Raw genomic sequence first — 24,487 nt, 5'->3', positions numbered from 1 at the left:
CGGCAACGCAATTGGGACGGGCGCCAGTGTAGCGAATTCAAAGCGCGCGAGGGTACGACCAGCCGGCAACGTCTTCGGCCATCAACGGCAGCGCCGCCCACGGCCCCTGGATATACGCGCAGCCATTGGCCTTTAGCCATTGTGTTTGCTCAAGGGTCTCCACGCCTTCGGCGATCACCAGCACACCAAAATGCTCACACAGTTGGATGATGCTGCGCGCCATCGCCGCATCCCGCGCCGAGCCAGGCAGGCGCGCCACCAGTTGAGGGTCAAGTTTGAGCGTATCGAACTTGAGGTCGCGCAAATGGGCCAGGGAGCACTGGCCGCAGCCAAAGTCGTCCAAGGCAATCCGCACCCCGATCCGGCGCAGTAACTGGAGTTGCTTGGTAGACTCGGCAAGATTACTCATCAAGCAGTCCTCGCCGATTTCCACCTCCAGTTGCCGCCCCTCTAACCCATGCCGCTCCAGCATCTGCTGCAGTTGGTTGGCGAGGTTGGGCATGTTGAACTGGCTGCTGCTCAGGCTCACGCTCAACACCAGGTCGGGGTCGAAGGTAGCTTGCCAACCCTGGCGCTGGGCGGCGACTTGCTGGTAGATCCAGGCACTCAACTGGTTGATCAACCGCGCCTCTTCCAGCAGCGGCAAGAACAGGCCCGGCGGCACATCACCGACGCTGGGATGCTGCCAGCGCAACAGCGCCTCGACGCCGCGCAAACGCCCGTCTTCCAGGGAGACTTGGGGCTGGTACACCAAGGTGAAATCCTTGTTGGCAATGGCGGTACGCACACTGTCTTCCAGCATCAGCCGCGAGCGGGCGCGGCCGTTCATTTCCTGGTCGTAGTAACGATACTGCTGACGGCCGGCGCGCTTGGCTTCGTACATGGCAATATCCGCCGCCCGCAGCAGGCCGCTCAAGTCCGAGCCGCAATCCGGGAAGGTCGCGATGCCGATACTGACCCCCAGCATCACCTCCAACCCATCGACCTGCTGGCACACAGACACCCGTTCGATGAGCTTTTCCGCGATCTTCGCGGCCTGCTCGGGAAACTCCAGCTCCAGCAACGCGGTGAACTCATCCCCGCCCATGCGCCCCAGAATGTCGTAGGAACGCAGGCACGCCTGCATTTGCTCCGAGACCCAACGCAACACGCGATCCCCGGCGTCATGGCCCAGCGTATCGTTGACCCGCTTGAAGCCATCCAGGTCCAGGTACAGCAATACCAGCGCCTGCTCGCTACGTTCGCTGCGCAGCAAGGTGTTCTCCATCGCCTGATGGAAACCGCGCCGGTTCAACAGTCCGGTCAGCGGGTCGGTCACGGCCTGAAATTCCAGTTGCTGGTGCAGGTGCCTTACTTCAGACATGTCCAGCACCGTCACCACCATCGCCTTCTGCTCGGCAGGCAAGGGCGCACAGGACAACGCCACCGGCACCTGCTGGCCCCGACCGGTGCGCAAAATGGCATCGTGCTGGCGCCACGTCTCACCCCGGCGATACGCCTCGTACATGGGGAAACCCAACCAGGCTGGAACATGGGGCTTTTGCAGGAAACTGAGGAAACTCTCGCCCTGCAACTCAGCCAGCGTCGCATTCAACAGCCGCGAAATGGCCGGGTTGGCGTACTCGATCACACTGGCTTCGCTCACCACCAAAATGCCCTCGGCGGCGTTATCCAGCACCGAGGCATTAAAAGCGCGGGCCAACTCCAGGTCATGGCTCAGGCGCTGCAAGGCACGGCGATTGCGCTGGTGCTCCAGCAACGCCTGCACCTTGGGCTTGAGGATATGCGGGTCAAAGGGCTTGAACAGGTAGTCGATCGCCCCGCTGGCATAGCCTTCAAGCACCGCGTCGGGCGAATGGGCGGTGGCGGTCAGAAAGATAATCGGCGTCATACGCGTGCGCTGGCTGCCCCGCATCAGGCGTGCCACCTCGAAGCCGTCCATGCCCGGCATGCGCACGTCCAGCAACACCAGGTCGACGTCGTGGGCCAGCAGTAACTCCAGGGCCTCCAGGCCAGACGCGGCGGTGATCACACGCCAATCGTCACGCTGCAACAGCGCACGCATGCTGACGAGGTTTTCCGGGTAGTCATCGACCACCAACAGAACCGAAATTGCATCGTCGTGTTGTGGAGCGCCATCCATGCTACGTCTCTTCCTTAGGGAGCTACACCGGTCACTTTTGTTACAAAGGCCGGATAAACACTGAGGGCTCACTCTAGCCGTGGTTCTAAAAAAGCAGAAGTGACGTAGGGGCCATCATTGTGCCAAAGGCCAGGAAGCCGACTAACGGTAAGACCCTGTAGCCCGCGGTTCACGGGCAACATGGCTTTTTGGCATTCCTCTGACGCCAATAAATTGCCAGCAATTGTTTAACAATCTCACCAGCACCGCCTATAAAGAACCTGGAAGGCCCGTTGGGCCAATGCCTTCACCCTCTGTAAAAAGGCCAACACCATGATCGACCTTTCCACCTGGAACCTGAGCATTCCGGTCGGCTCCCCACCCACAACCATTGAAACGCCAAGGCTGCTGAGCGGCTTCAACGATCAATACTTCCAGGCCGAAGGCAGCGACGTGCAGTTCTGGACACCCGTGACGGGCTCGCGCACCGAAAACGCCATCTACCCACGCAGCGAACTGCGCGAAACCTACGCCGACGGCCGCCTGCGCAATTGGACCTACCCCGAGGCCGACAACTTCCTGCGCGCCACCCTCACGGTCAACCAGGTGCCCTCCTCCGGCAAAATTGTGATCGGCCAGATCCACGCCTACGACAGCCAGAAGCCGCTGATCAAGCTGGAGTACCAGTTCAAGGAAAAAACCCAGACCGGCAACATCGTCGCCAAAGTGCGCATGCGCCCGGACGAGGCCGAAAGCCGGGTGATCATCGTCGCCTCCAACGTGCCGCTGGAGAAGAGCTTCACCTATGTGATCAACCTCAACAAAGCCGGGTTGCTCAGCGTGTATGCCGCCGACAGCGAGTGGAATGAACGGATCGGCGCGGCCTGGGGCGACAAGCCGTTGTACTTCAAGGCGGGGGTGTACGTGCAGGACAATTCGGGCGACACCAATGAGGGTGCGCGGGTGACGTTTGCGAAGTTGGATATTGATCATGAGTAAGGAGATTGGCCTCATTTCAAGTAGGCAATGCCCGATGAGTACAAGGATCCTTCGCGAGTAATCCAATCACTTAAAGCCACTGCCCCCCCCCTGTGGGAGCGGGCTTGCTCGCGAATGCGCAGGATCAGCCAAAATCTATATTGACTGATACACCGCATTCGCGAGCAAGCCCGCTCCCACAAAGGTTCTGTGTGGCCTGAGGATCCTGTGCGGGTCCTACAGCACCATTGCGACAAGCCACATCGCCTCTTTAGCCCCTGCACAGAAACCGCCACCGACTACCCCGTACTGTTGATCGACAGCGAAGCCCCACTGCTCGACCTCCACGCCTGCCTGCGCGAACGTCTCAACGCCGCTCTGGAACACCTAAACCTGATGGTGTGCTCCAGCCTGCCGGATTTTGCCGAGCGCGACCTGAACAACGTGGCTAATACCGGACACATTCTGGTGCAGGATGTGAGTAATGTGTTCTGGGCGATTGAGTAGCGTGGGTTCGATAAGCGCCACGGCGTGATCAAATCCCATCGATAAATAACCGCACTTTCGCGCGTTCTGGATGTAATTCGAGCTCGAAGAAACGATATGTAAGCCACACTTATAAATTATCGCACCACCATTATTCTAAAAAAGAATATAAAACTGTCAGATCTAACAGGTCCCTAGAATCAGATCACTTGATAACATTTTTTCCACGGCGACGAAATAGGTACTTTACGGAAGCCGCACCTGACTCCCACCTTGGATAACTATCATGGCCAAACACGAACCCGCACTTGAACACACCTATAGGTTCTCTCCTGCAAGCGTAAATCAATATGCGATAAGAATTACCTTTGCTGATTACGACACAGGAAAATTAGAAGGAGTCATGCAAAATCATCCTTTTATAACAGCAGGCTATCACAGAGAAAGTGCGCCCTCCACGAAGTCCTCGTTCACCTTCAGGGTGAACTACAATTTGTGGGATCCTGAAAGTGGTACAAACGGGAATTTGACAAAACGTACTGGAACACTAAACCTTACGGCCGACGATCACTCATACAACAACATGTACGGCACACTGACAGAGGACGGAGGCGAACCAATAAACGTAGCGCTTACAAAACAGCCATAGTAACTCTACACCTTATCAATGCAAGCAGTTCAGATGACACGCAATCAAGACATAGCTGGGCAAACATAAGGAAATACCCAAATTGGAACATGGGTATTTTCTTTTTAACAAGTCTCTATTTTAACTTTAAATACAGAATATATACAACCCGATAAAACCCAGGCCCTTTATTTGAATACGCCGACCATTACCTGCTAAAACCCTAAGTAAAAAGTACCTGCGCCAAAATTTTTCACAGCCCCCAGCACAACTTTCTTGCTATCGATCTATGCTGCTACTTTTTAGATAGTTCGCCGCAAATGCCCTGGAAAGTATCGACGTTGAGCCTTTTGATCTTACTCATCGTGCTCTACCCGTTCGGCGATCGATTTGAGATCAATACGCCGACCAACCATTTCCAGCGCCATACCTAGTGCAGTAATCACTCTGAAGGCGGTATACATCGCGACATTTTCTCCAGCTTCCAGGTCGATGATGGTCTTGCGGCTGCACCGTGCTTCTGCCCGAGTTGCTGCTGACTGCACTGCTTAGCTCGGCGTAGTTGCCTGAGTCGCTCGCCAAAAGCTGGAGGGGTAGTGATGAGCAAAATGTCACCTCTATCGAACTTTTAACTAAATTAATCTGAGTATGTCCCTTATAGTGAAATAGCATCCATAAAAAACCCGCATCACTGCGGGCTTCTTTTTAAACGACTAAGACTCAATTCACCTTAGCGTTCAACTCACCTTTCAAATACCGCTGATACATCGCTTCCAACGAGATCGGCTTGATCTACAAAGCATTGCCCCCCGTACCGAACGCTTCATAACCCGTGATAGAGCAATCACGCATGGAGCTCTCGGTTGCAAGGGAAAATCACAGATGCGGGTCAGTATCAACGTAAGCACTCTATACGCCGCGCCTAGCGTCCTCGACTAAACGCTTATAGCGCTGAGCACCCGCGAAGAAAAACATATGCCCACAACGGCTACGAAACCTTCGGCTTTTATGCAACAGGATATTACCGCCTCGTATATAAATTAGTGCTTTTAGAAATCAACGGGGAAGCGAAATGTAGGAAATACCAATCAGAACGATCCGATAAGCTCATGGACAAATACACAAAAATCCGACTGAGAACAATACCGCTCAAGAAAACAAAATTGACAATCTCAATACGCGCTCATACGGTTTAATTGCATCGCACATCTGCGAAGGCAACAACCCTGAGGAACTATATTATGAAACGAGTAACTATAGAACCGACGCTCAACAATCAATCAAACGACGCGTACCAGACCCCTCACTTCTCAATTAAAACGGTGACTGTACCCCACTACGCATTCGTTCCAAACTGTAAGGATCGAATTATTGAAGCTTCTGCTGACAGTAGAAAACTAGAAATTAAATAATCATTTACCGCCTGGGCTTCGGCCCAGGCAGCTCATAAAAATGAATCTCGCTAAATGAATTTCACCAAACCTAATAGGTGCTTAGGCGGCTATGTGTACTGCGAAGAAAAAATGGCTCTCAAACGACGTATTTCTTGTACTTAAAGATGGTGCGGCTTACTTGTGGGACTATAGAAATCACGCTCAATACCAGATAAGTGCTGGGGAGTTTGAGCGGTTAGTGAGTTTTTCTGCAGGCGATTTCGTATCAGACACAGACGATGACATATCCATAGACACATCCGGGGTCCTTCATGACGTGAAACCAACCGATGAATGGGGTTGGGACGTGTTATCAAAAATATTCCACATTGGGACATCTCATCCGAATTCGCCAGCCCCTGACAAGCCTGAAATGTACATTGAATACGCTAAAAGCTACTTGAATTTCTGCAAGTCAATCCATAAGAATGAACCAGATATTTCTTTAATAAAAGGAGGCGAAAAAACACTACTGCCACCTCCAAACATTTCAGTCATTAAAGAAGCGAGTCTATGGGAAACCCTTTTGGCGCGTCATACTTGTCGAGATTTTTTTGAAACTTCAGTACCAGTATTGTCACTAGCAACCATACTTTATGGAACTTTAGCAGATAAAAAAGAGGTCGATTACGACGCTCCGACTGGCGCTCAAAAGTTCGGATTCAGAAGGACGTCACCTTCGGCGGGAGGCTTACAGGCGACGGAGGGCTATGTATGGGTACGGAATGTCGAGGATCTTGCACCCGGCATTTATCATTATATAAGTGAACAGCACACGCTGGAGAAAGTACGCGACCTTCCGCCTGAAGTAATATCTACTTATTTATGCGGCCAGCACTGGGCAAACAACTTGGCATTCGCAATTTTTTTCACCTCTCGTTTTGACAAGCTTTGGTGGAAATACCCTCACTCTCGTGCCTATCGTCCAATGCTGCTGGACGTCGGACATCTATCACAAACTGCAAATTTGTTAATCACCGCGCTTGGCTTACATCCTTGGTTGACCGGATACTTTCATGACAAAGAGATAAATGAACTCTTAAAGGTAAACCTTCCCTCGGAGCAAGTCATCTTTTTGGTGGGTGCAGGGCATGGCACGGGTAGCTCGTACACCACCGAAGTTAGGAAACTACTAGACGGAGTCTGATGAGGTGCTGACTATGGTCAATTTTGAAAATGATGACAGTGTAATCCTTGGCCTTAAAGATGGACATGACGGAGCGGTAGCTCTAATTATCGGTAACCACTTGGAGTTTTCTGTAGAAGCAGAAAAGGATAACGGTCTTCGCTTTTCAAGCGTGACACCTGACGTACTTTTGAAAATTTTTCACATATTCAACAAACCCGTGGACATAGTAGCTCAGAGTGGTTGGAGTAGAGGACAGAGTTCAGAAAGTGACACCATTGGTGCAGGTTATTCTGGATTAACGCAGATTCTTAACCAAAAACGATCAATATTTGGTCGCGACGTTACTTATTTCTCATCCTCCCATGAACGCTCACATCTTTTATGCGGATATGGGCTTTCGCCGTTCCCACAAGGACAACCTTGCTACGCATTACTTTGGGAGGGTTATTTTGGCGCATTCTATCGAATCGATGAAAACGTAAATATTTCTAAATTAGGTAGTGCACTTGAAAACCCTGGGGACAGATTTGCTTTTCTATACGCGCTCGCAGATCCCACTTTTAATCTTGGGGCGGGGCAAATTCGTTTAAGTGATGCCGGAAAACTCATGGCGCTCGCCGCTTATGGCGAAAACGGTGAGATCGATGAGGACGCCAGACACATAATAGCGACGCTACTCGACGAGAACACGAATTTTAGAAAGCTTCACAAGCGCCAATTTCGTAAAAGCAAATATTACAATATTGGAATTGAAAACCCTCGACTCGCATCGCTTGCACACCAATTTTCAAACGCAATTTTCAATCTGTTTCGCGACTTTGTTCAGCCGCTAGTTTTTGATGACGCACCTTTATTAATTGTGGGTGGCTGTGGATTAAATTGTGACTGGAATACCAAATGGAAAGAGACACAACTATTCCCTGATGTATTTATTCCTCCGTGCACAAACGACAGTGGATCTGCAATTGGAACCGCGATTGATGCATTATTGCACACCAAAGGACTTGCCAAGATAACTTGGTCGCCCTATGCAGGTGAGCCATCACAGATTGACACAGATAATACAGGCACCTTCATTAGTGAACCCTATGATATACGGCGTGTTGCACAATTGCTTCATGACGGTTCCATATTAGGTTGGGTGCAGGGTAGATATGAAATGGGGCCTAGAGCCCTAGGGAATCGCTCAATATTGGCGGCGCCCTACCCTAGAGAAAATCTCATTAGATTGAATAAAATCAAGCAGCGCGAAGGGTTTCGACCTATTGCGCCGATATGTTTAGAAGAATGTATGGGTGAATACTTCCACCCGTCTACTCCCTCCCCCTTCATGCTAGAGTTTCGTAGAGTAATTTCATCTAAAATTCCGGCGGTCACGCACGTTGATAACTCAGCGCGTCCTCAATCAGTCAATAAATCGCAAAATCCTCGTATGTATCAATTACTGAGTGCCTATCGTGACATTTCAGGAGTCGGTGTACTTTGTAACACTTCCCTGAATTTTAACGGTCGCGGTTTTATTAATAGGTTGAGCGACCTTTGTCGATTTGCCAGCGAACATCAACTCGACGGCTTCGTATTTGAAGACAAATTTTTTCTCAATTCAGATCGGCATGATGAAAACGTCTAGCAAGCTTATTTATGTGCAAGCGCTATCCAGCCTCTCATTATGGCTTGATATTTTTTTGGTCTTCACGGTTCCCGTTTATATATGGCATGCCTCTCCTTCATCGATAGCATTCTTGGCTTTTTGTCTGGGTGCACCAATGTTGTTTCTTGGCCCTATCATTGGAACACTGATAGATCGACATGACGTCAGGAAAACACTATTATTAGGTGCCTTGCTGCGCACACTATCTACTGTAGCGCTAGCAGTGTCTCCAGACCTTCAGAGTTTTTTGTTTTTCGTTTTATTCAAAGGTGTATCAAACTTATTCTACTTTCCTTCGATGACCATCGCGGTTCGAAAACTGATACTTGCCGAAGAGCGTAAATCTTTTTTCAGTCACGTCAGTGTATTTGATCAATCTTCAAAAATTCTCGCCCCATTACTTGCAGGTGCGTTAGCGGTAGTATTGCCACCCAAGGATTTATTCTTTTTATCTGCTGCCGCCGTTTTATTAACCATTCCATTCCTAAAGTCTATTTGCCGGGCATTCCGAACGCAAATGAATGACTCCTCTACGAAAATCCTTCCACTCTATCGTGACATAACTAGAGGGTTTTCTATATTCAATGCCCTGCCCTTTCAACTCCGCATAGGCTTTTTGTACTCCCTACTGACATCGCTTGCGTTAGGAATTTACGACCCACATTTGGCGTCCTTTCTAGCCTACGAAGCTTTACCTCCAGTCAGTTTCTCAGTGATCGTTTCCGCGACAGCCGCAGGCGCGATATGTGCCGCGCTGCTGATGAAGTTAAAGCTGAGCAATATCGATGAGATTCTACTTCGATCACATGCATTAGTTATTTTCTCTACAGCATTAATCCTGACGGCAATTTTAGTATTTTTTCAAGTACCTGGAAGAGCCTATCTCTATCCGCTGGTTTGGTTTGTGAATGGTTTCAGCTATGAGCTTTTAATCATTTCCTCAAACATAATCCTTCAACAGTTATGCCCTCCTGACAATATTGGAAGAGTGTCCATGTCTTTCAGAAGCGTCCAAATGCTCTGTATTATAATTGGGCCTTCATTAGGGACAATATTAATAATCGCGGCAGGTCGCTCAGCACCTTTCGTTGCGGCCGCATGCATGGCTTTTTTAACTGCATCAGTGTCAATTGCGGTCTATTTATATCTGTACAAAAAACAAGCACGCACACCTGTCAGTTAGTGCAGCATCGAACGATGGCCCGGTGACTCTCCTAACACTTAAAGTTGCCAATTCAAGTCCACAAAAAAGCCCGCATCACTGCGGGCTTCTTTAGTTAAACGCTTGAGACTCAGTTCACCTTAGCGTTCAACTCACCTTTCAAATACCGCTGGTACATCGCCTCCAACGAGATCGGCTTGATCTTCGAAGCATTACCCGCAGTACCAAACGCTTCATACCGTGCGATACACACATCACGCATCGCCGTCACAGTGGCGCCGAAGAATTTACGCGGGTCGAACTCGCTCGGGTTAGTGGCCATCAGGCGACGCATCGCACCGGTGGACGCCAGGCGCAGGTCGGTGTCGATGTTGACCTTGCGCACGCCGTACTTGATGCCCTCGACGATTTCTTCAACCGGTACGCCGTAGGTTTCTTTGATGTCGCCGCCGTACTGGTTGATGATCGCCAGCCACTCTTGCGGTACCGAGGAAGAACCGTGCATCACCAGGTGGGTGTTGGGGATGCGCTTGTGGATTTCCTTGATGCGGTCGATGGCCAGCACGTCGCCGGTAGGCGGCTTGGTGAACTTGTAGGCGCCGTGGCTGGTGCCGATGGCGATGGCCAGGGCGTCGACCTGGGTCTTCTTGACGAAGTCGGCGGCTTCTTCCGGGTCGGTCAGCATCTGGCTGTGATCCAGCACGCCTTCGGCGCCGATGCCGTCTTCTTCGCCGGCCATGCCGGTTTCCAGCGAACCCAGGCAGCCCAGCTCGCCTTCAACCGATACGCCGCAGGCGTGGGCCATGGCCACGGTTTGTTGGGTCACGCGTACGTTGTACTCGTAGTCGGTTGGGGTTTTGCCGTCTTCGCCGAGGGAACCGTCCATCATTACCGAGCTGAAGCCCAGTTGGATCGAGCGCTGGCACACGTCAGGGCTGGTGCCGTGGTCCTGGTGCATGCACACCGGGATGTGTGGGAATTCTTCGATCGCGGCGAGGATCAGGTGACGCAGGAACGGGGCGCCGGCGTATTTGCGCGCACCGGCCGAAGCCTGGACGATCACAGGGGAGTCGGTCTTGTCAGCGGCTTCCATGATGGCGCGCATCTGCTCAAGGTTGTTGACGTTAAAGGCTGGGACGCCGTAGCCGAACTCGGCTGCGTGGTCCAGCATTTGACGCATGCTGATAAGTGCCATTGTGTTGTCTCTCCCGGTCGAGGGTCGTTAATCGTGCAAGCCTGCCGTAGCGGCGGCTGCTATTCAAGTTATTGCAGTGCTCGGCGCACAACCTCTGTGAGATTGGAGCCGGATCAATGTGGGAGCGGGCTTGCTCGCGAAAGCGGTGTATCAGTCACCGGACTCGTCAGCTTACCCACCGCATTCGCGAGCAAGCCCGCTCCCACATTTGCTTCTCATCAAATCCAAAATCCTATTGGGCCTTACAGCCGCGCCCAATCAAATCATCCGTCGCCACCCAGTAAACCAGGCCTTCCTCACCTTTGGTGTGAAACGCCAACTGGCCGTCGCTGTACAGCACGCCCGAGGCGGCTACTTCTTGCTTGAGCCGGTAAACCTGGTCCGAACCGCCGAGGCGTACATCCACTTCGGAACGGGCCGGGTTGGCAAAGCGCCAGTTCACCTCGGCCTTGCTGTCGCAGGTCCAGGTGGTCCATTTGTCGGCTGGCTCTGCCTTGTCGAACAGGTTCATGCTGCTGCAGCCGGCCAACAGGGCCAGGGCTGCCAGGGCGAAAACGCCTTTCATTGCCAATCCTCGCAGGGCGGCCTATGGGCCGCCGTTGCTGTCGGTTAGTGGATCAGACCCGTCATGGGCAACCCTGTTCCTGACCGTTGGGCGCGGAGTCGTATTTCTCCAGCCGTTCGTTGCCGATGCGCTTGTTGATCACCGGCATGGTCTCGGCTTGCCAGTCAGCCTGGTAACAGCTTTTTCTCAACGGTGCCTTCGCGTTATCCGCCTCGGGCGCCGCGCTGGGTGTGCTGCCGCAGCCAGCCAACAGGCCCGCTGCGATCACCAGTGCCAACGACTTGATCATGGGAACGCTCCTTTTCCTGATCACGCGAGCCTTAACCTTTGGCTCGGGTTTCCAGCACTTCCACGGCTGGCAACACCTTGCCCTCGACGAACTCGAGGAAAGCGCCACCACCGGTAGAAATGTAGGAGATCTGATCAGCCACACCATATTTATCGATAGCCGCCAAGGTATCGCCGCCGCCAGCAATGGAGAACGCCGAGCTTTCAGCGATCGCTTTAGCCAGCACCTTGGTGCCGTTGCCGAATTGGTCGAACTCGAACACGCCCACCGGGCCATTCCACAGGATAGTCTGGGATGCCTTGAGCAGCTCGGCGAAGTTGGCCGCGGTTTGCGGGCCGATGTCCAGGATCATGTCGTCGTCGGCCACGTCAGCGATGAGCTTGACGGTAGCGGCGGCGCTGTCCGCGAATTCCTTGGCAACCACCACGTCTACCGGCAGCGGCACGCTGACCTTGGCGGCGATGGCGCGGGCGGTGTCGAGCAGGTCTGGCTCGTACAGGGACTTGCCCACCGGGTGGCCAGCAGCGGCCAGGAAGGTGTTGGCAATGCCGCCGCCGACGATCAGTTGGTTGCAGATCTGGCTCAGGCTGTTGAGTACGTCCAGCTTGGTGGACACCTTGGAGCCAGCAACGATAGCGGCCATTGGTTGGGCCGGAGCACCCAGGGCCTTGCCCAGTGCATCCAGCTCGGCAGCCAACAACGGGCCAGCCGCGGCGACCTTGGCGAACTTGGCCACGCCGTGGGTCGAACCTTCGGCGCGGTGGGCGGTGCCGAACGCGTCCATCACAAACACATCGCACAGGGCGGCGTATTGCTGGGCCAGTTCGTCGCTGTTCTTTTTCTCGCCCTTATTGAAGCGCACGTTTTCGAACAGCACGATATCGCCCGCTTTCACGTCCACGCCGCCCAGGTAGTCTGCGACCAATGGCACGTCACGGCCCAGGGCCTTGCTCAGGTACTCGGCGACCGGCTTGAGGCTGTTTTCGGCAGAGAACTCACCTTCGGTCGGGCGACCCAGGTGGGAGCAGACCATCACGGCCGCGCCTTTTTCCAGGGCCAGCTTGATGGTCGGCAGCGAGGCCAGGATTCGCGCATCGCTGGTGACAACACCGTCCTTGACGGGGACGTTGAGGTCTTCGCGAATCAGTACGCGCTTACCTTGCAGATCGAGGTCGGTCATCTTCAACACGGTCATGGGTCGCAGTTCCTGAATTACTGTTGAGGTTGTTTAGAAGCGATGTGCAGATAGTGTTCGGCAACATCCAGCATGCGGTTGGCAAAGCCCCATTCGTTGTCGAACCAGGCCAGGATGTTCACAAGCCTGGGGCCGGAAACGCGGGTCTGGCTGGCATCGACAATCGCCGAATGCGGGTCATGGTTGAAATCGCAACTGGCGTGGGGCAACTCGGTGTAGGCCAACAGGCCTTTGAGCGGGCCGCTGGTAGCGGCGTCGCGCAGGATCCGATTGACCTCGGCCGCGTCAGTGTCGCTCACGGTTTGCATGGTGATATCCAGGCAAGACACGTTCACCGTCGGCACCCGTACGGCTTTGGCCTGGATTCGCCCGGCAAGTTCCGGCAGCAGTCGCTCGATGCCACGCGCCAGGCCGGTGGACACCGGAATCACTGACTGGAATGCCGAACGCGTGCGGCGCAGGTCTTCGTGGTGGTAGGCGTCGATCACCGGCTGGTCGTTCATCGCCGAGTGAATCGTGGTGATCGACACGTAGTCCAGGCCGATCGCCTGGTCCAGCAGGCGCAACAACGGCACGCTGCAGTTGGTGGTACACGACGCGTTGGACACCAGCAACTCATCGCCGGTCAGGCAATCCTGGTTGATGCCGTAGACGATGGTGGCGTCGACATCCGCCTCGCTGGCCATCGGCTGGGAAAACAGCACACGCGGTGCGCCGGCGTCGAGAAAACGCTGGCCGTCGGCACGGGTGTGATAGACACCGGAGCATTCCAGCACCAGGTCGACGCCCAGTGCTTTCCAGTCGATGCCTTCGGGGGTGGCACTGCGCAACACTTGTACGCAGTTGCCATTGATATGCAGACAATCGCCTTCAACCCGCACTTCGCCCGGGAAGCGGCCGTGGGTGGAGTCAAAGCGTGTCAGGTATTCGATGCTGGCCATGTCGGCCAAATCATTGATCGCGACAATTTCAAACCCGGCCGCCGCCCCTCGCTCGAACAGAGCACGCAAGACGCAACGACCAATGCGGCCGTAGCCGTTGAGTGCAACTTTGTAGGGACGCGGTTGAGGCATGGGGTTCTCGATTACCTTGGGTAATAGGGTGGCGGTACTGCCGCCTTCGCGAGCAAGCCCGCTCCCACACTTGAAATGCATTCCAAATGTGGGAGCGGGCTTGCTCGCGAAGAGGCCAGCACAGCCACCTCAATTTACAACCTTAGTCTTCCAGCAGCTCTTCAGCCTGACCCAGGATGTTTTCCAAGGTGAAACCGAACTCTTCGAACAAGGCTGGCGCCGGCGCCGACTCACCGTAGGTGGTCATGCCGATCACGCGGCCTTCCAGGCCCACGTACTTGTACCAGTAGTCAGCGTGAGCCGCTTCAATGGCGATACGCGCACTGACCTGCAGCGGCAATACCGATTGCTTGTAGCCGGCGTCCTGGGCTTCGAACACGCTGGTGCAGGGCATGGACACAACGCGCACATTGCGGCCTTGGGCGGTCAGCTTGTCGTACGCCTGAACGGTCAGGCCCACTTCGGAACCGGTGGAGATCAGGATCAGCTCCGGCTCGCCGATGCAGTCCTTGAGCACGTAACCGCCACGGCTGATGTCGGCGATCTGCGCGTCGGTACGCACCTGGTGTTGCAGGTTCTGACGCGAGAAGATCAGCGCCGAAGGGCCGTCCTTGCGCTCGATGGCGTGCTTCCAGGCCACGGCGGATTCCACCGCGTCGGCGGGGCGCCAGCAATCGAGGTTCGGCGTGGTGCGCAGGCTGGTCAGTTGCTCGACCGGCTGGTGCGTCGGGCCGTCTTCGCCCAGGCCGATGGAGTCGTGGGTGTAGACGTGGATCACGCGCTTCTTCATCAGCGCGGCCATACGTACGGCGTTACGAGCGTATTCCATGAACATCAGGAAGGTCGCGCCGTAAGGCACCAGGCCGCCGTGCAAGGAAACGCCGTTCATGATGGCGCTCATGCCGAACTCGCGCACGCCGTAGTACATGTAGTTGCCGCTGGCGTCTTCGGCCGAGACACCTTTGCAACCTTTCCACAGGGTCAGGTTGGAACCGGCCAGGTCAGCCGAACCGCCGAGGAACTCAGGCAGCAACGGGCCAAAGGCGTTCAGGGTGTTCTGGCTGGCTTTACGGCTGGCGATGGTCTCGCCCTTGGCCGCGACTTCAGCGATGTAGGCCGAGGCTTTTTCCGAGAAGTCGGCAGGCAGGTCACCGGCCAGGCGGCGTACCAGTTCGTTGGCCAATTCCGGGAATTCGGCGGAGTAGGCCGAGAAACGCTGGTCCCACTCGGCTTCGGCGGCCAGGCCTTTTTCCTTGGCATCCCATTCGGCATAGATGTCGGCCGGGATTTCAAACGGGCCGTGGTTCCACTTCAGCGCTTCGCGGGTCAGGGCGATTTCCGCGTCACCCAGTGGGGCGCCGTGGCAGTCTTCTTTACCTTGCTTGTTCGGCGAGCCAAAACCGATGGTGGTCTTGCAGCAGATCAGGGTTGGCTGCGCGCTCTTGCGAGCGGTGTCGATGGCGGTCTTGATCTCTTCCGGATCGTGGCCGTCAACGTTGCGGATCACCTGCCAGTTGTAGGCTTCGAAACGCTTAGGCGTGTCGTCGGTGAACCAGCCTTCGACTTCGCCGTCGATGGAGATGCCGTTGTCATCGTAGAAGGCAATCAGCTTGCCCAGGCCCAGGGTGCCGGCCAGGGAAGCGACTTCGTGGGAAATGCCTTCCATCATGCAGCCATCACCCAGGAATACGTAGGTGTGGTGGTCAACGATGTCGTGGCCAGGGCGGTTGAACTGCGCGCCCAATACTTTTTCCGCCAGGGCGAAACCAACGGCATTGGCCAGGCCTTGGCCCAGGGGGCCGGTGGTGGTCTCAACGCCTGGGGTGTAGCCGAATTCCGGGTGGCCCGGGGTGCGGCTGTGCAGTTGACGGAAGCTCTTGAGGTCGTCGATGGTGACGTCGTAGCCGGTCAGGTGCAGCAGCGAATAAATCAGCATCGAGCCATGACCGTTGGACAGCACGAAGCGGTCACGGTCGGCGAACGAGGGGTTGCTCGGGTTGTGTTTCAGGTAGTCACGCCAAAGTACCTCGGCGATATCCGCCATGCCCATCGGGGCACCGGGATGGCCGCTGTTGGCTTTTTGCACGGCATCCATGCTGAGGGCACGAATGGCGTTGGCACGCTCACGACGGCTGGGCATCGCTGATCTCCTGGAGTTTGCTTATAAAGAAACGGAAAAAAGGACCGGTATTTTCCCTCAGCCACCGCCTGCGGGCAATGACAGATAGTCACTTGTGGGCGTTTTTCCTGTGCTTTGGGCACCAATCCCTTGCAGAAACCTTTAACCGGTTCGTCTAAAGGTTATAGCGATGGCTTATAACCGCCACTTATCGATCAATATCAAAACTTTTTGATATTGATCTTGCGGGGATGCACACCCGTCACTAGACTGCTGGCCTTATGAACCTACCCGTGCCCTCCCTGCGTCCTGACGACGGCGATGAACTGGCTGCCTTGTGCAAGGCCGCTGGCGATCCGTTGCGCTTGAACGTATTGCGCGCACTGGCCAACGATTCTTTCGGGGTACTGGAGCTGGCGCAGATCTTCGCCATCGGCCAGTCCGGCATGAGCCACCATTTGAAGGTGCTGGCCCAGGCCGACCTGGTGGCCACCCGTCGCGAAGGCAATGCGATTTTCTACCGACGTGCCCTGCCCCATACCGAACTGCTTGGCGGCAAATTGCACGCTGCCCTGCTCGACGAAGTGGACAACTTGTGCCTGCCCGGTGATGTGCAGTCGCGCATCGGCCAGGTGCACGGGCAACGCGCCGCCGCCAGCCAGGATTTTTTCTCACGGGTGGCCGACAAGTTTCGCGCCCAACAGGACCTGATCGCCGGCTTGGCCCAGTACCGCGAAAGCGTACTGGCGCTGTTGGACAAGCTGAGCTTCAGTGAAGAAGCCACGGCCTTGGAAGTCGGCCCTGGCGACGGCGGTTTCCTGCCCGAACTGGCGCGCCGCTTCGAGCAGGTCACCGCGCTGGATAACAGCCCGGCAATGCTTGAACTGGCGCGCCAACTCTGTGAACGCGAAGCCCTGGGCAATGTGCGCCTGCAGTTGGCAGACGCCCTGAGTGACACCGGCCTGCGGGCCGATTGCGTGGTGCTGAACATGGTCTTGCACCATTTCGCCGCACCGGCAGAAGCCCTCAAGCAAATGGCCGGGTTGCTGCACCCCGGCGGTAGCCTGCTGGTTACGGATTTATGCAGCCACAACCAGAATTGGGCCAAGGAGGCCTGCGGTGATCTCTGGCTGGGTTTTGAACAGGACGATCTGGCCCGTTGGGCCACCGCTGCGGGACTCGTTCCCGGGGAAAGCCTCTATGTAGGTTTACGTAATGGTTTCCAGATTCAGGTCCGCCATTTTCAGCGACCGGCTGGCGACACTCACCATCGGTAAATATCAGGAAAACATCGAGATGAGCGAATACTCCCTTTTCACCTCCGAGTCCGTGTCTGAAGGGCATCCGGACAAAATCGCCGACCAGATTTCTGACGCGGTGCTGGACGCTATCATCGCTGAAGACAAGTTCGCCCGTGTGGCGTGCGAGACGCTGGTGAAAACGGGCGTGGCGATCATCGCCGGCGAAGTCACCACCACTGCCTGGGTTGACCTGGAGCAGATCGTACGTGACGTGATCACCGACATTGGCTACAACAGCTCCGACGTGGGCTTTGACGGCGCGACCTGCGGCGTGATGAACATCATCGGCAAGCAATCCCCGGACATCAACCAGGGTGTTGACCGCGCCAAGCCAGAAGACCAGGGCGCGGGCGATCAGGGCCTGATGTTCGGCTACGCCAGCAACGAAACCGACGTGCTGATGCCCGCGCCGATCACCTTCTCGCACCAACTGGTACAACGCCAGGCCGAGGCGCGCAAATCCGGCGTACTGCCATGGCTGCGCCCGGATGCCAAGTCCCAGGTGACCTGCCGTTACGAAGGCGGCAAAGTGGTGGGTATCGACGCTGTCGTACTGTCGACCCAGCACAATCCGGACGTGTCCTACGCCGACCTGCGCGAAGGCGTGATGGAGCTGATCGTCAAGCACGTGCTGCCTGCCGAGTTGCTGACCAAGGACACCCAGTTCCACATCAACCCGACTGGCCAGTTCATCATCGGTGGCCCGGTGGGCGACTGTGGCCTGACCGGCCGCAAAATCATCGTCGACAGCTACGGCGGCATGGCTCGTCACGGCGGCGGTGCGTTCTCCGGCAAGGATCCTTCCAAGGTTGACCGCTCTGCCGCTTACGCCGGCCGTTATGTGGCCAAGAACATCGTCGCTGCCGGCCTGGCCGAGCGCTGCGAAATCCAGGTTTCCTACGCCATTGGCGTGGCCCAGCCTACGTCGATCTCGCTGAATACCTTCGGCACTGGCAAGATCAGCGATGACAAGATCGTCAAGCTGGTGCGCGAGATCTTCGACCTGCGCCCTTACGCGATCACCACCATGCTCGACCTGCTGCACCCGATGTATCAGGAAACCGCAGCCTACGGCCACTTCGGCCGCACCCCTGCGCAGAAGACTGTTGGCGATGACACCTTCAGCACCTTCACCTGGGAAAAAACCGACCGCGCCAACGACCTGCGTACCGCCGCCGGCCTGTAATCGTTCGCGGTAAATAAAGCCCCGCCAGGTCTGCCTGGCGGGGCTTTTTGTTATCTGCAGGGCCACTTCGGGCTTTTTTGGATCCAAGGCTTGCAGGCCAAATGATGGCCCACTAGAATCCGCGCCCTCTCGGGCCCTTCACCTTACTTGGATATTGCACTGCGCCCGCCCGGGATGGATAAGCGCGCAGGCAATCGAACATTGAGGTTTTCATGCGCATTTGCACACTCGCCCCTGCCGCCCTTCTGCTCAGCCTGTTCACCCTGCCAGCCCAGGCCGCTGACCTGAACGCACTGAGCGGCGCCCTGAGTGCCCAGCTCGGTGGCGGCAATGCCGGCGACTGCCAGCAGCAACCCAAAGACCTGCAAGCCAAGATCGACGCGGCCAATGCCAAGAACGATCTGTTGAAAGTGCGGGCGTATGAGACTGCGCTGGAGCAGGTCAACAAAGCTTGCAACAAACTCGCCGACAGCCAGGCAAAAGTCGACGCCAAGCAGCAAAAGCAGCAGGCCAAGGCTGAAAACAACGACGCTGTGAAGGCCTTGGGCGGCCTGTTCAAGTAAACAGAAATACCCGGTAAAAAGCCCCGCTCGGTCGGGGCTTTTTTGTGGGCGCGTGGATCACTTAGGCTGGGCATCCTTTTTCGAGCAAGGATGCTCCTGATGCAAGTCTTACTGGCTGTTCTCATAAGCGCCCTGCCAGCCTGGGCCTGGGCCGAAACCTGCCCCGATGACGTTCACTCACAGTTGGAAACCTTGTCCAGGCAAATCCAGCAGTGGGACGACAGCTACCATCGACAGGGCCAATCCCTGATCAGCGACGAGCTCTACGACCAGGCCCGCACACGCCTGGCGCATTGGCAGGAATGCGCCCGCCAGCAGACACCCAAGGCTGATAACCCACTGGCCAGGGCGCGCGGCACCTTACGTCATCCGGTCGCGCACACGGGTTTGCAAAAGCTGCCGAGCGAGCCGGCCGTCAGTGACTGGCTCACCACTCGACAGGATGTCTGGGTGCAACCCAAGGTGGATGGCGTTGCGGTGACCCTGGTGTATCGCCAGGGCCGCTTGCACCAGCTCATCAGTCGGGGCGACGGCCTGCTGGGTCACGACTGGTCAACCTCCGCCGCCAAGATCCCCGGCATTGTCCAGCAACTGCCCGACGCCGTTGATGTGGTGCTGCAAGGCGAACTCTATTGGCGCCTCGACCACCATGTGCAATCGCTCAAGGGCGGGCTCAATGCCCGCAGCAAAGTGGCCGGCCTGATGAACCGTCGCCAGTTGAACGATGCCGAGGCGGCAGGGATCGGCCTGTTCGTCTGGGCATGGCCCGACGGCCCGGCGGACTTCACCGAACGCCAGGCCACCCTGGCGCGCTGGGGGTTCACCGACAGCCGACAGTACAGCCAGCCCGTCAGCACCATCAGCGAAGCCGCGCATTGGCGTACCCATTGGTACAACGCGCCATTGCCCTTCGCCAGCGATGGCGTGGTGCTGCACCAGGCTGCGCGAGCGCCCGCCGAGCGCTGGCAAGCCACTGCGCCTTACTGGTCGGTTGCCTGGAAGTACCCGGCCATCAAGGCACTGGCGCTGGTGCGCAAGGTGCAGTTCAGGGTGGGGCGCACCGGGCGCATTACCCCAATCCTCGAACTGGAGCCCGTACGGCTGGATGATCGGCAGATCAGCCGGGTTAGCGTCAGCTCGCTCAAGCGCTGGCAAGCCCTGGATATCCGCCCAGGCGATCACGTGTCGATCAGCCTGGCGGGCCAGGTGATACCGCGGCTGGACGAGGTGATCCTGCGCAACAAGACACGCGTGGACGTGCAGGTCCCCGACCCTCAAGACTTCCACGCTTTGAGCTGCTGGCAACTGGACCCCGGTTGCGAAGATCAACTGCTCGCCCGCCTCACCTGGTTGAGCGGCAAACACGGCCTGGCCTTGCCCCATATGGGCCGTGAAACCTGGAACGTATTGATCCAGGCGGGTCTAATCGCAGGCTTTCTCGATTGGTTAACCCTGGATGCGGCCGAGCTTGCTACCATTGAGGGCTTAGGCGAGCGTACCCGTACGCGGGTGCTCGACAGTATTCAAAGCGCCCGGCAACGCCCTTTTTTACAATGGCTCTGCGCCTTGGGCATACCGCCAGCGGCGCGCAACAACCTGGAAGGCAACTGGCAGACGCTGGTCGCCAAAGACACCCAAGCCTGGCTGGCCTCAGATGGCATAGGCCCGGGACGCGCAGCGCAACTCAGCGCTTTTTTTCGCGACCCGCAGGTACAAGCCATGGCTGAAACATTACGCGCAGCCGGGGTAGATGGGTTTTGAACACCACCCGGCCACCTGATTGCGAACTTGGAGCTTTATATGAAATTTCTCGCCCCCTTTGCCTTGCTGACCCTCGCAGGCTTCATGAGCACGCCACTGTTGGCCGCCGAAGACGCGCAACCGCTCACCGGCTGCGCCGCCAAGCGCCAGGCCATCAGCAGCCAGATCGAACAGGCCAAGGCCCACGGCAACAGCGCCCAACAGGCCGGCCTGGAAAAAGCCCTGGCCGAAGTCACCGCTCACTGCACCGATGCCAGCTTGAAAAAAGAGCGTGAAAACAAGGTGCTCGACGCCAAGCATGAAGTCAGCCGCCGTCAGGCCGACCTCGACAAGGCCATGAAGAAAGGTGACCCGGACAAGATCAACAAGCGTAAGGAGAAGCTGGCCGAATCGCGTAAAGAGCTGCAAGACGCGGTGGAAGAACTCGACCAGTAAAACCGATCAATGATCGCGGAATTGCTTATGGCAGGCGCTGCAGGCATCTTCAACTTTTTGCACCGCAGGTTGAAGGTTGCTGGCTTTATAAGGCTGCACCTGGCTGGCGATCACCAATTCACCGGTGGCCGCCTCAAGGTCGCGGGCCAGTTGCTGGAACTGCGCCTGTTTTTGCCACACGTCATCCTTGGCACTGGTGTGGTCTTCTTCGCGCACGCTCGGGAAATGTTTCCACGGCTCATGGGACAACGCATCCAGCTTGACCGCACCCTCGGCGAACTTGGCGCCATCGAATGGGATACGCCCGCGCAGCATGCCACCCAGGTCTTCACCGGTCTTGAGCATCTGCTTGAAGATCGCCTTGCGCTGGCCCAGCGGGGAATTGGGATCAACACCGCCACAGGCAGACACCGCCAGGCAGGCCAGCAATACAACAGTCAATTTTTTTAACATCATCATGGCTTCAAGGTCACGGGAAACGGCGGCCAGTATCCTCGCACCGCCCACAAAGACCAATAGCCCTATTAATAATAAGGGTTGCCCGGATGCAGTGAAGCACGGGCAATCGTTTCAGGAACTACCTACATGAATGTCACCTTCAAACCCTGGAGCCGGCGCCTGGCGTGGGCTCTGCCGATGTTCGCGCTACTGGCCGGCTGCGATGGCGGTAAAGACACCGGCAAACAAGTTGCCCAGGAGCCAACCAAACCTCACGCCGTTGCCACCTATGTGAGCGCACCGTGGGAAGCCCTGCCGAGCGTTTCCGACAGCGACTTGCTCGCCGGGTTTGAATCCTGGCGCAGCGCCTGCCAGCGCCTCAAGGCCGACCCGATCTGGGGCGCGACCTGCGCGGCCGCGGCCAGCGTACCGGGCGATGCCGTGGCGGTTCGTAGTTTTCTCAAGGAACATCTGGATGTCTTCGGCCTGCGCTCGGCAGACAACACGCCAAACGGCTTGATCACGGGCTATTACGAGCCGGTCTACCCCGGCAGCCTGACCAAGACCGCCACCGCCCACGTGCCGGTATACGGCGTGCCGGACGACCTGATCATCGTCAACCTCGAGAGCATCTACCCGGAACTCAAGGGCAAGCGCCTGCGCGGGCGCCTGGAAGGTCGCGTGCTCAAGCCTTATGACGATGCCAGCACCCTCAACAGCCAAGGCTCCACCGCCAAGCCGATCGCCTGGCTGACCGACCCGATGGACCTGCAATTCCTGCAGATCCAGGGCTCGGGGCGTATCCAACTGGTCGGCGGGCGCCAACTGCGTGTGGGTTACGGCGACCAGAACGGCTACCCGTACCGCCCTATCGGCCGCTGGCTGGTGGAACAAGGCGAGCTGAAAAAAGAAGACGTGACCATGGGCGCCATCAGCGCCTGGGCCAAGGCCCACCCGCAGCGCATTCCAGAACTGCTGGCGAGCAATCCCAGCTACGTATTCTTCAGCGCCCGCCCCGACAGCAACGAAGGCCCGCGTGGTTCGCTGAACGTGCCATTGACCGCCGGCTACAGTGTGGCGGTGGACCGCAAGGTGATTCCGCTGGGCAGTCTGTTGTGGTTGTCGACCACCAAACCAGACGGCACGCCACTGGCACGCCCGGTCGCAGCCCAGGACACCGGCGGCGCAATCACCGGCGAAGTGCGCGCAGATTTGTTCTGGGGCACAGGCAATGCAGCAGGCGAGTTGGCGGGGAATATGAAACAGCAAGGGCAGATCTGGATGCTGTGGCCCAAAGGCGCGGCGTTGCCACAGGTGCCGGATGCGCCTGCCGGCACCTGACAACCGCTGGGGCTTTTTGTAGGAGCGAGCTTGCTCGCGAAAAACTCACAGGCGCCGCGCTTACTCAGTAAGCACGCGTTATCGTTGGCGTTCTTCGCGAGCAAGCTCGCTCCTACAGCACCCCTTACATCGAAACGAAGAAGAAACTCGCAATCAACGCCATACCCACGGCCCACACCAGCGAACGCAAGATCGCCCAGTCCGCCAGGTAGCAGATGATGTACAGCAGGCGGCTGGTGATAAACAGTACTGCCAGCACGTTGATCGTCACCAGGTCGGCGTTGCCGGCCAGGTGCGCAACGATCACTGCGGCGGCAAACGCAGGGGTCACTTCGAAACTGTTGAGTTGCGCGCTATGCGCACGCTTGGCGACGCCTTCCAGGCTATCGAGGAAGGCACGCGGGTCGTGGTTATCCCGTGGCCCGAACTTGCCTGTACTGAACTTGGCCACACCGGTGCAAATGTACGGCAGAAAAATTGCGATCAACACACACCATAAAGCGACTGTCATCACCGATTCCTTTTAGTTTTATCCGACGGTTAGAGTTTCATCACCAACATGCCAATCAACACCAACCCACAGGCTATGAGCCGTGGACGGCCAAAAGGTTCTTTCAAGTAACGCATGCCGAACAGCACCACCAGAATCACACTGACTTCGCGCAGCGCGGCGGCTTCGGCAATCGAGCCCAACTGCATGGCCCAAAGTACCAAAGCGTAGCTCAACAACACGCACAGCCCCACGCTCAAGCCCAACCGCCACTGGGTGCGCCAGAACAGGCTGAAGGCTGCGCGCTTGCGCACCAGGGCCAGCAACGGAAACGGCCAGGCGCTGATCAGCGTCAGCCACACCAGGTAATCCAACGGGTGCGACCAGCGCCGCAGCGCCTGCCCGTCCAGAAAGGTGTAGCAGCCGATGCACAGGCCAATCAGCAACACCACCGGCAGCATCGACCAGGGCAACCGGTCACCGCCGCCGCCCTGCCACAACAGGCATACCATGCCGAACGGGATCAGCAGGATCCCCAGAATCTGCTGGGTGCTCAGCACTTCGCCAGCGAACACCAGCGTCAGCACCAGCACCACCAACGGCGACAAACCGCGCATCAACGGATATACCAGGCCCAGGTCCCCCACCCGATAGGCCTGGATCAACAAATAGCGATAGAGCAATTCAAACAGCGCCGAGGCCGCGATCCACGGCCAGATGTCCAACGGCGGCAAGGACACGAACCCCACCGCCACTGCCACGAACAGCAGCGCCACACTGTCCATGCAGGCGATGACCAAAAGGCGCTCGCCACTGAACTTGATCAAGGTATTCCACGTCGCATGCAACAGCGCCGCTACCAGCACCAGGGCTGTCGCTATCACTAGAACCTCCTTAATTGATACGTCATGTAACAGCACCTGTTTATACTAAACCCCGATTCGACG

The 24,487-nt window shown here is 56.7% G+C and carries 23 protein-coding genes and 1 pseudogene; 12 read left to right on the top strand and 12 right to left on the bottom strand.

Annotation, left to right across the window (positions count from 1 at the left end; all coding sequences use genetic code 11):
• Positions 1-37 precede the first annotated feature (37 nt).
• A complete protein-coding gene (locus TX24_RS10165) occupies positions 38-2,143 on the bottom strand; it encodes a putative bifunctional diguanylate cyclase/phosphodiesterase (RefSeq protein ID WP_057710267.1) in 2,106 nt (701 codons plus the stop codon).
• Between the two features lie 312 nt (positions 2,144-2,455).
• Here TX24_RS10165 and TX24_RS10160 point away from each other — a divergent pair, with 312 nt between their 5' ends.
• The 3 genes from TX24_RS10160 to TX24_RS31815 all read left to right on the top strand — a co-directional run bounded on the left by TX24_RS10160 (position 2,456) and on the right by TX24_RS31815 (position 4,235).
• Positions 2,456-3,121, top strand: coding sequence for a polysaccharide lyase family 7 protein (locus TX24_RS10160; protein ID WP_047711966.1), 666 nt, complete (start codon positions 2,456-2,458; stop codon positions 3,119-3,121).
• Between the two features lie 207 nt (positions 3,122-3,328).
• Positions 3,329-3,607 carry a hypothetical protein gene (locus TX24_RS10155; RefSeq protein WP_057710266.1) on the top strand — a complete coding sequence of 93 codons (279 nt, stop codon included), beginning with the start codon at positions 3,329-3,331 and terminating at the stop codon, positions 3,605-3,607.
• A gap of 265 nt (positions 3,608-3,872) precedes the next feature.
• Complete coding sequence (locus tag TX24_RS31815) at positions 3,873-4,235, top strand: hypothetical protein (RefSeq protein WP_125970778.1); 363 nt, start codon at positions 3,873-3,875, stop codon at positions 4,233-4,235.
• 335 nt (positions 4,236-4,570) lie between these two features.
• Here TX24_RS31815 and TX24_RS30645 read toward each other — a convergent pair whose 3' ends face one another.
• Both TX24_RS30645 and TX24_RS31810 read right to left on the bottom strand, forming a co-directional pair.
• Complete coding sequence (locus TX24_RS30645; RefSeq protein ID WP_228391120.1) at positions 4,571-4,759, bottom strand: hypothetical protein; 189 nt, start codon at positions 4,757-4,759, stop codon at positions 4,571-4,573.
• A 175-nt stretch (positions 4,760-4,934) separates the two neighbouring features.
• A pseudogene (locus TX24_RS31810) lies at positions 4,935-5,081 on the bottom strand (fructose-1,6-bisphosphate aldolase); the annotation flags it as partial.
• A 636-nt stretch (positions 5,082-5,717) separates the two neighbouring features.
• On the opposite strand from TX24_RS31810, the gene TX24_RS10150 reads away from it, so the two are divergent.
• The 3 genes from TX24_RS10150 to TX24_RS10140 are packed head-to-tail and all read left to right on the top strand — an operon-like array spanning position 5,718 to position 9,610.
• A complete protein-coding gene (locus TX24_RS10150; protein ID WP_057710265.1) occupies positions 5,718-6,794 on the top strand; it encodes a SagB family peptide dehydrogenase in 1,077 nt (358 codons plus the stop codon).
• A 13-nt stretch (positions 6,795-6,807) separates the two neighbouring features.
• Positions 6,808-8,406, top strand: a complete 1,599-nt coding sequence (locus TX24_RS10145; protein ID WP_057710264.1) for a carbamoyltransferase C-terminal domain-containing protein — start codon at positions 6,808-6,810, stop codon at positions 8,404-8,406.
• Positions 8,393-9,610, top strand: a complete 1,218-nt coding sequence (locus TX24_RS10140; protein WP_234454813.1) for an MFS transporter — start codon at positions 8,393-8,395, stop codon at positions 9,608-9,610. Before TX24_RS10145 ends, TX24_RS10140 begins: the two co-directional genes overlap by 14 nt.
• Before the next feature lie 109 nt (positions 9,611-9,719).
• Here the strand turns inward: TX24_RS10140 and fba are convergent, their stop codons facing one another.
• The 6 genes from fba to tkt all read right to left on the bottom strand — a co-directional run bounded on the left by fba (position 9,720) and on the right by tkt (position 16,046).
• Positions 9,720-10,784 (bottom strand): class II fructose-bisphosphate aldolase, encoded by a 1,065-nt coding sequence (gene fba, locus TX24_RS10135; RefSeq protein ID WP_003177554.1) that lies wholly within the window; start codon positions 10,782-10,784, stop codon positions 9,720-9,722.
• Between the two features lie 232 nt (positions 10,785-11,016).
• Entirely contained in the window at positions 11,017-11,349 is a 333-nt protein-coding gene (locus TX24_RS10130; protein ID WP_034133963.1) for an MliC family protein, read from the bottom strand.
• Between the two features lie 61 nt (positions 11,350-11,410).
• Positions 11,411-11,638, bottom strand: a complete 228-nt coding sequence (locus tag TX24_RS10125) for a hypothetical protein (RefSeq protein ID WP_003194953.1) — start codon at positions 11,636-11,638, stop codon at positions 11,411-11,413.
• A 31-nt stretch (positions 11,639-11,669) separates the two neighbouring features.
• Positions 11,670-12,833 (bottom strand): phosphoglycerate kinase, encoded by a 1,164-nt coding sequence (locus TX24_RS10120; RefSeq protein ID WP_057710262.1) that lies wholly within the window; start codon positions 12,831-12,833, stop codon positions 11,670-11,672.
• A 17-nt stretch (positions 12,834-12,850) separates the two neighbouring features.
• Entirely contained in the window at positions 12,851-13,906 is a 1,056-nt protein-coding gene (epd, locus tag TX24_RS10115) for an erythrose-4-phosphate dehydrogenase (RefSeq protein WP_003194958.1), read from the bottom strand.
• Between the two features lie 142 nt (positions 13,907-14,048).
• On the bottom strand, positions 14,049-16,046 hold the full coding sequence (gene tkt / locus TX24_RS10110; protein WP_034133964.1) for a transketolase: 1,998 nt from the start codon (positions 16,044-16,046) through the stop codon (positions 14,049-14,051).
• A gap of 260 nt (positions 16,047-16,306) precedes the next feature.
• On the opposite strand from tkt, the gene TX24_RS10105 reads away from it, so the two are divergent.
• The 5 genes from TX24_RS10105 to TX24_RS10085 all read left to right on the top strand — a co-directional run bounded on the left by TX24_RS10105 (position 16,307) and on the right by TX24_RS10085 (position 21,271).
• Positions 16,307-17,302 (top strand): ArsR/SmtB family transcription factor, encoded by a 996-nt coding sequence (locus tag TX24_RS10105; RefSeq protein WP_003194962.1) that lies wholly within the window; start codon positions 16,307-16,309, stop codon positions 17,300-17,302.
• A 19-nt stretch (positions 17,303-17,321) separates the two neighbouring features.
• Entirely contained in the window at positions 17,322-18,512 is a 1,191-nt protein-coding gene (metK, locus tag TX24_RS10100) for a methionine adenosyltransferase (protein ID WP_003194964.1), read from the top strand.
• A 212-nt stretch (positions 18,513-18,724) separates the two neighbouring features.
• Positions 18,725-19,075, top strand: a complete 351-nt coding sequence (locus TX24_RS10095; protein WP_047711968.1) for a DUF1090 family protein — start codon at positions 18,725-18,727, stop codon at positions 19,073-19,075.
• A gap of 99 nt (positions 19,076-19,174) precedes the next feature.
• Positions 19,175-20,836, top strand: a complete 1,662-nt coding sequence (gene ligB / locus TX24_RS10090; RefSeq protein WP_057710261.1) for an NAD-dependent DNA ligase LigB — start codon at positions 19,175-19,177, stop codon at positions 20,834-20,836.
• A 39-nt stretch (positions 20,837-20,875) separates the two neighbouring features.
• Positions 20,876-21,271, top strand: a complete 396-nt coding sequence (locus tag TX24_RS10085) for a DUF1090 domain-containing protein (RefSeq protein ID WP_044271866.1) — start codon at positions 20,876-20,878, stop codon at positions 21,269-21,271.
• A gap of 6 nt (positions 21,272-21,277) precedes the next feature.
• Here TX24_RS10085 and TX24_RS10080 read toward each other — a convergent pair whose 3' ends face one another.
• On the bottom strand, positions 21,278-21,727 hold the full coding sequence (locus tag TX24_RS10080; RefSeq protein ID WP_003194972.1) for a c-type cytochrome: 450 nt from the start codon (positions 21,725-21,727) through the stop codon (positions 21,278-21,280).
• Between the two features lie 129 nt (positions 21,728-21,856).
• On the opposite strand from TX24_RS10080, the gene mltA reads away from it, so the two are divergent.
• Positions 21,857-23,050 carry a murein transglycosylase A gene (mltA, locus tag TX24_RS10075; RefSeq protein ID WP_057710260.1) on the top strand — a complete coding sequence of 398 codons (1,194 nt, stop codon included), beginning with the start codon at positions 21,857-21,859 and terminating at the stop codon, positions 23,048-23,050.
• A 124-nt stretch (positions 23,051-23,174) separates the two neighbouring features.
• On the opposite strand, the gene TX24_RS10070 is transcribed toward mltA, so the two are convergent.
• Positions 23,175-23,561, bottom strand: a complete 387-nt coding sequence (locus TX24_RS10070) for an MAPEG family protein (RefSeq protein ID WP_003194977.1) — start codon at positions 23,559-23,561, stop codon at positions 23,175-23,177.
• 29 nt (positions 23,562-23,590) lie between these two features.
• Positions 23,591-24,424 carry an EamA family transporter gene (locus tag TX24_RS10065; protein WP_044271870.1) on the bottom strand — a complete coding sequence of 278 codons (834 nt, stop codon included), beginning with the start codon at positions 24,422-24,424 and terminating at the stop codon, positions 23,591-23,593.
• Positions 24,425-24,487 lie beyond the last annotated feature (63 nt).

The organism is Pseudomonas lactis, from assembly GCF_001439845.1.
GTDB classification, from domain to species: domain Bacteria; phylum Pseudomonadota; class Gammaproteobacteria; order Pseudomonadales; family Pseudomonadaceae; genus Aquipseudomonas; species Aquipseudomonas lactis.
The sequence above is the reverse complement of the archived record's forward strand: the minus strand, read 5'-3'. Positions and strand labels throughout refer to the sequence as shown.

Coding starts and splice junctions, on each gene's coding strand:
- TX24_RS10085 (WP_044271866.1), top strand. CDS start 20,876: ATGAAATTTCTCGCCCCCTTTGCCTTGCTGACCCTCGCAGGCTTCATG.
- TX24_RS10140 (WP_234454813.1), top strand. CDS start 8,393: ATGAAAACGTCTAGCAAGCTTATTTATGTGCAAGCGCTATCCAGCCTC.
- TX24_RS10160 (WP_047711966.1), top strand. CDS start 2,456: ATGATCGACCTTTCCACCTGGAACCTGAGCATTCCGGTCGGCTCCCCA.
- tkt (WP_034133964.1), bottom strand. CDS start 16,046: ATGCCCAGCCGTCGTGAGCGTGCCAACGCCATTCGTGCCCTCAGCATG.
- TX24_RS10125 (WP_003194953.1), bottom strand. CDS start 11,638: ATGATCAAGTCGTTGGCACTGGTGATCGCAGCGGGCCTGTTGGCTGGC.
- TX24_RS10095 (WP_047711968.1), top strand. CDS start 18,725: ATGCGCATTTGCACACTCGCCCCTGCCGCCCTTCTGCTCAGCCTGTTC.
- epd (WP_003194958.1), bottom strand. CDS start 13,906: ATGCCTCAACCGCGTCCCTACAAAGTTGCACTCAACGGCTACGGCCGC.
- TX24_RS10070 (WP_003194977.1), bottom strand. CDS start 23,561: ATGACAGTCGCTTTATGGTGTGTGTTGATCGCAATTTTTCTGCCGTAC.
- TX24_RS10130 (WP_034133963.1), bottom strand. CDS start 11,349: ATGAAAGGCGTTTTCGCCCTGGCAGCCCTGGCCCTGTTGGCCGGCTGC.
- metK (WP_003194964.1), top strand. CDS start 17,322: ATGAGCGAATACTCCCTTTTCACCTCCGAGTCCGTGTCTGAAGGGCAT.
- ligB (WP_057710261.1), top strand. CDS start 19,175: ATGCAAGTCTTACTGGCTGTTCTCATAAGCGCCCTGCCAGCCTGGGCC.
- TX24_RS10105 (WP_003194962.1), top strand. CDS start 16,307: ATGAACCTACCCGTGCCCTCCCTGCGTCCTGACGACGGCGATGAACTG.
- TX24_RS10120 (WP_057710262.1), bottom strand. CDS start 12,833: ATGACCGTGTTGAAGATGACCGACCTCGATCTGCAAGGTAAGCGCGTA.
- fba (WP_003177554.1), bottom strand. CDS start 10,784: ATGGCACTTATCAGCATGCGTCAAATGCTGGACCACGCAGCCGAGTTC.
- TX24_RS10165 (WP_057710267.1), bottom strand. CDS start 2,143: ATGGATGGCGCTCCACAACACGACGATGCAATTTCGGTTCTGTTGGTG.
- mltA (WP_057710260.1), top strand. CDS start 21,857: ATGAATGTCACCTTCAAACCCTGGAGCCGGCGCCTGGCGTGGGCTCTG.
- TX24_RS10145 (WP_057710264.1), top strand. CDS start 6,808: ATGGTCAATTTTGAAAATGATGACAGTGTAATCCTTGGCCTTAAAGAT.
- TX24_RS10080 (WP_003194972.1), bottom strand. CDS start 21,727: ATGATGTTAAAAAAATTGACTGTTGTATTGCTGGCCTGCCTGGCGGTG.
- TX24_RS10150 (WP_057710265.1), top strand. CDS start 5,718: ATGTGTACTGCGAAGAAAAAATGGCTCTCAAACGACGTATTTCTTGTA.
- TX24_RS31815 (WP_125970778.1), top strand. CDS start 3,873: ATGGCCAAACACGAACCCGCACTTGAACACACCTATAGGTTCTCTCCT.